Annotated in this window: 6 protein-coding genes and 1 tRNA gene; all 7 read left to right on the top strand. The window is 69.6% G+C overall.

Going from position 1 to position 4,902, the window contains the following annotated elements; all coding sequences use genetic code 11:
* Window positions 1-98: 98 nt before the first annotated feature.
* Window positions 99-599 carry a MaoC/PaaZ C-terminal domain-containing protein gene (locus tag G6022_RS13295; RefSeq protein ID WP_182616913.1) on the top strand — a complete coding sequence of 167 codons (501 nt, stop codon included), beginning with the start codon at window positions 99-101 and terminating at the stop codon, window positions 597-599.
* Between the two features lie 151 nt (window positions 600-750).
* A tRNA-Trp gene (locus G6022_RS13300) sits at window positions 751-823 on the top strand.
* Window positions 824-860: 37 nt separating this feature from the next.
* Window positions 861-1,229, top strand: a complete 369-nt coding sequence (gene secE, locus G6022_RS17175) for a preprotein translocase subunit SecE (RefSeq protein ID WP_179523170.1) — start codon at window positions 861-863, stop codon at window positions 1,227-1,229.
* A 64-nt stretch (window positions 1,230-1,293) separates the two neighbouring features.
* Complete coding sequence (gene nusG / locus G6022_RS13310; protein ID WP_179523169.1) at window positions 1,294-2,193, top strand: transcription termination/antitermination protein NusG; 900 nt, start codon at window positions 1,294-1,296, stop codon at window positions 2,191-2,193.
* Window positions 2,194-2,446: 253 nt separating this feature from the next.
* On the top strand, window positions 2,447-2,881 hold the full coding sequence (gene rplK / locus G6022_RS13315; protein ID WP_095717641.1) for a 50S ribosomal protein L11: 435 nt from the start codon (window positions 2,447-2,449) through the stop codon (window positions 2,879-2,881).
* Window positions 2,882-2,972: 91 nt separating this feature from the next.
* Window positions 2,973-3,701 carry a 50S ribosomal protein L1 gene (gene rplA, locus G6022_RS13320; protein ID WP_182639545.1) on the top strand — a complete coding sequence of 243 codons (729 nt, stop codon included), beginning with the start codon at window positions 2,973-2,975 and terminating at the stop codon, window positions 3,699-3,701.
* A gap of 465 nt (window positions 3,702-4,166) precedes the next feature.
* Window positions 4,167-4,902, top strand: a 736-nt coding sequence (locus G6022_RS13325; RefSeq protein WP_347238184.1) for an MCE family protein, incomplete at its 3' end; no start/stop codon positions are given.

A 4,902-nucleotide genomic window follows, 5' to 3' on the forward strand; every position in this document is an offset into this window, starting at 1 on the left:
GGCGGGCGGATGATCGGCTTCGACACGGTGCTCCGCGACCCGAGCGGCGCGGCGGTCCAGTCGCTGACGAGCGCGCTGCTCACCGCGGAGGTGGAGGGATGACCACGGACGAGCCGACGAGCACGGACAACCCGACGACGGACGAACCGACGAGGGACGAGCCGACGACGACGAGGCGACCGGAGCCCGGCGAGCCCATCCGGGCCCGCAGCCTGCCGGTGACGCGTGCGGACCTGCGCCGCTACGCGGACGCCTCGGGGGACCACAACCCCATCCACCTCAGTGACGAGGCCGCCCGCGAGCTCGGTCTGCCCGGCGTGGTCGCGCACGGGATGCTGACCTCGGCGCTGGCGATCGGGGTCGTGGCCGAGTGGGCCGGGGGAGCGGACCGGGTGGTGGCCACCTTGATCCGGTTCGCCGGACCGGTGGTGGTCCCTGCCGACGCCCCGGCCCTGTTGGAGGTGGCCGGCACGGTGAGGAGGGTCGCCGACGACGGTTCCACGGCAGACGTGGCCCTCACGGTCACCTGCGGCGGGGCCAAGGTGTTCGGCAAGGCGATCGTGACCGTCGCCCTCGACGGCGCCGATCGAGCGATTTAGAGCCACTGCCGGGGCTGACGTACACTTGCCACGCCCGACCGCCCGCGGTCGCGGCCCACGCTGCCTGAGGCAGCCGCCGACACTGTAGAGTCGAGGCGTTCGTGCGGTCCGCGATTCGTGAGACGGCACGGGTGGCCGGGAGACCGGCCGAAGGGGCGTAGCTCAATTGGCAGAGCAGCGGTCTCCAAAACCGCAGGTTGCAGGTTCAAGTCCTGTCGCCCCTGCCCTTCCCGCCAGCCACAGTCGACCCGGAGGTAACGCGTGAGTCAGGATCGCGACGACGACACCAGCGGCGCGCGCGGTTCCGACGGCGCGGCCGGTACCACCGGTGCCGCTGTTCCGACGGGCTCTGCTGTTCCGACAGGCAAAGCCGGCCGGAGCGACACCACCGTCGCCAATCGTGTCCGCACCGATGCGGACACCGCGGAGGACACGCGGGCCAACCGCGCGAATCCGTTCCAGTACATCGGGCAGGTCATCGAGGAGCTGCGTAAGGTCATCTGGCCCACGCGCAACCAGATGGTCACTTACACCATCGTGGTGTTCCTGTTCCTGATCTTCATGACCGCGCTGGTCTCCGGCGTCGACTTCGGCGCGGGCAAGCTCGTCGAGCTCGTCTTCGACCGCTGACACCCGCCGCTGGAGGTCCGGGACGAGATCCGGACCGCCGAACTTCGAGAGGACCGCAATTTCAGTGAGCGACATCGAGCAGAGCCCCGAATCCGAGGACGTCGAGCAGAGCCCGGCTGCCGCCGAGCAGGCCGAGACCGCGGCGGATGCGGTGCTCGGTGACACCTCCGCGGACCCCTCCGACGTCGCGGTCCCGCCGACCGCCGAGGCCGTGGCGGATGCCATCGACGCGGTCGCCGGCACCGATGAGGACGCCGACGAGGTCGCCGACGTCACCGATGAGGCCGACGCCGCGGAGGGATCCGAGTCGGCAGAGGCCCCCGCCGAGGAGGCGGCGCCCGCGATCGATCCCGTCATCGCCTTCAAGCGCCAGCTGCGCAAGCTCCCCGGCGACTGGTTCGTCGTCCACTCGTACGCCGGGTACGAGAACAAGGTCAAGGCCAATCTCGAGACCCGCGCGGTCACCCTCGGCGCGGAGGACAAGATCTATCAGGTCGAGGTCCCCATCGAGGAGTACACCGAGGTCAAGAACGGCCAGAAGAAGGTCGCCAACCGCAAGGTCCTGCCCGGCTACGTCCTGGTGCGTATGGACCTCGACGACGAGTCATGGGGTGTCGTCCGCAACACCCCCGGCGTGACCGGGTTCGTCAGCGCGACCGGCGGTGCGGCCGGTGCGCCCACCCCGCTCTCGCTGAGCGACGTGGCCAAGTTCCTGGCCCCCAAGCCTGAGAAGAAGGCCGCCACCCCCGGTGGCGAGGCCGACGGTGGACTGGTCCCGCAGACCGTCGAGGTGGAGTTCACGGTCGGCGAGTCGGTCACCGTCATGGACGGCCCGTTCGCCACCCTGCCCGCCAGCATCTCCGAGGTCGATCCGACCTCGCAGAAGCTCAAGGTGCTCGTGTCCATCTTCGGTCGCGAGACCCCGGTGGAGCTCGGATTCTCCCAGGTGGAGAAGATCGACTGACCAGCGCGATCACCCCGACGGCCCGCCCCGCGCACACCGCGCGCGGCGGGTCCCGTCGTTTCGGGGATCGCGCCACGGTGCGCCGGATCGGATTAGCCGTTGCACGTCGATTGCACGTAGACTCTCCAAGGTTGTGCCTGCGCCCCCGCATGCCCTGCCCGACGGGCGGGCCTGAGGGGAGCGGCGCACACGACAGTCGGCCTCCCACGTGTACAGCGTGGAGCCGAGATCCAGTCGAAGAATCAGGAAGACGATGCCTCCGAAGAAGAAGAAGGTCTCAGGGCTGATCAAGCTCCAGATCAACGCCGGCGCAGCCAACCCGGCACCGCCGGTCGGCCCGGCTCTGGGTGCCCATGGTGTCAACATCATGGAGTTCTGCAAGGCCTACAACGCAGCCACCGAGAACCAGCGCGGGAACGTCGTGCCGGTCGAGATCACGGTCTACGAGGACCGTTCTTTCGACTTCAAGCTCAAGACGCCGCCGGCCGCCAAGCTCCTGCTCAAGGCCGCCGGCCTGCAGAAGGGTTCGGGCACCCCGCACTCCGCCAAGGTCGGCAAGGTCTCCATGGACCAGGTCCGCGAGATCGCGCAGACCAAGATGGAGGACCTCAACGCCAACGACGTCGACCAGGCCGCGAAGATCATCGCCGGCACCGCCCGCTCCATGGGCATCACGGTCGAGGCCTGACCTCCACCACCACACATCACCGTGGGAGGGCAGCTCAGGCCCGCACCACACCCGACCGTCGCAGAGAACACGCGGCAGGAATGGAACTCTCATGAGCAAGAACAGCAAGGCCTACAAGGCCGCAGCTGACAAGGTCGACCGCACCAAGCTGTACTCGCCTCTGGATGCCCTGGCACTGGCCAAGGACACCTCCTCGACGAAGATGGACGCCACCGTCGAGGTCGCCATGCGACTTGGCGTCGACTCCCGCAAGGCGGACCAGATGGTCCGCGGCACCGTGAATCTTCCCAACGGTACCGGTAAGACCGCCCGCGTCATCGTCTTCGCCGCGGGCGAGAAGGCCACCGAGGCCGAGGCCGCCGGCGCCGACGTCGTGGGCTCCGACGACCTCATCGAGCGGATCCAGGGCGGCTGGCTCGACTTCGACGCCGCGATCGCCACGCCGGACCAGATGGCCAAGGTCGGCCGTGTGGCCCGCGTGCTCGGCCCGCGTGGCCTCATGCCGAACCCCAAGACGGGCACCGTCACCATGGACGTGACCAAGGCCGTCAGCGACATCAAGGGCGGCAAGGTCACCTTCCGCACCGACAAGGCCAACAACCTGCACTTCATCGTGGGCAAGGCGTCGTTCTCCACCGAGCAGCTCACGGAGAACTACCAGGCCGCGATCGACGAGGTCATGCGTCTCAAGCCGTCCTCCTCCAAGGGCCGCTACCTGCAGAAGATCACCGTGTCCACCACGACCGGACCCGGCATCCCGGTCGACCCCTCGGCGATCTCCAAGCTCCTCGAGGCGGGTTCCGACTCCGAAGCGAGCTGATCTGCTCGGCTGAGACGCCACCAGCTCGGCTGAAGGCCCCGCGACCGGTTATCCGGACGCGGGGCCTTCCCGCATTTCCCGGCATGCCGTGAGCGGCCGGCCGCCGGCCGACCGGTCCGCAGCCGCTCCTCCCGATGGCGTCTCGCGTGCCGGCATGCCCGCCCCCCACGCAGCCGCTCCTCGCGATGGCGTCTCGCCGTCGCTTCGGGGCGTGCGAGACGCCATGTTCGGGCGCGGCTGTGGGGGAGATGGGGCTGCGGCGAGGGCGAGACGCCATCGCAACGAGCGGCCCCGGGCACGGATTCCCTCGCGTTCGCACGCGCGGTACGGCAGCCCGGAGCACACAGTGACCTAGCTCACCCGCATGACAATGCCCTCGGGTATGGTTGGGTCACGCGGTCGCCGTCGGCACGCCCGCCCCGCTACCGGAGGGGGCCACGATCGGGGTCGACCGGATTACCCGCGGTGGCCGCCGCGGACGAGGTGCTCGACGATCGCGGTGACGACGTCCGCGACACGGTCCGTCAGCTCAGCGCGGCGCTGCAGACCGTCTCCGACGGCCGCGACGACATCTTCGCCACCGTCCGCAACCTCGAGGCCTTCACCGCCGCGATGGAGGGTTCCGGCGAGCAGATCACCACCTTCAACGAGGTGATGGCGGCGGTGACCGTCTCGGTGTCGCGCGGCCGGGGGGAGATCGGCCCGGCGCTCACCGAGCTCGACCTGGCAGTCGACGAGGTCCGCGACTTCGTCCGCGACAACCGGCAGGTGGGCATCGAGACCGTCCGGACGACCACCGACCTGCTGACGGTGCTGGCCGAGCAGCGCGACGACATCGCCCAGATCCTGCACGTCGCACCCACCGCGCTGTCGAACCTGCAGGGGATCTACCAGCCGTCGCAGAACGCGGTGATCTCGTCCCTCGCGCTGACCGACTTCGCGAACCCGATGCAGTTCATCTGCTCCGACCTGGCCGCTGCAGAGGAGACCGACGTGCACACCGCCTCCGAGGAGTGCGTGCGACTGCTCGGCCCCACGCTCACCGCGCTGGCGGTGGACTACCCGCCCGTGGCGATCAATCCCAGCCGCGGCGTCGGGGCGCTGCCGCACCAGCTCGACTACACCCACGACCACCTGCGGCCGGCTCCCGCCCTCGCGACCCCTGCCGACGCGTCCCCGACCCCCGCCGGCCCGGCGGACG

Origin of the sequence: Dietzia sp. Cai40 (assembly GCF_014145165.1) — a bacterium.
Lineage (GTDB): Bacteria > Actinomycetota > Actinomycetes > Mycobacteriales > Mycobacteriaceae > Dietzia > Dietzia natronolimnaea.

Excerpts from the sequence above, each read along its gene's own strand:
- G6022_RS13295 (WP_182616913.1), top strand. The coding sequence starts at position 99 with ATGACCACGGACGAGCCGACGAGCACGGACAACCCGACGACGGACGAA.
- rplK (WP_095717641.1), top strand. The coding sequence starts at position 2,447 with ATGCCTCCGAAGAAGAAGAAGGTCTCAGGGCTGATCAAGCTCCAGATC.
- rplA (WP_182639545.1), top strand. The coding sequence starts at position 2,973 with ATGAGCAAGAACAGCAAGGCCTACAAGGCCGCAGCTGACAAGGTCGAC.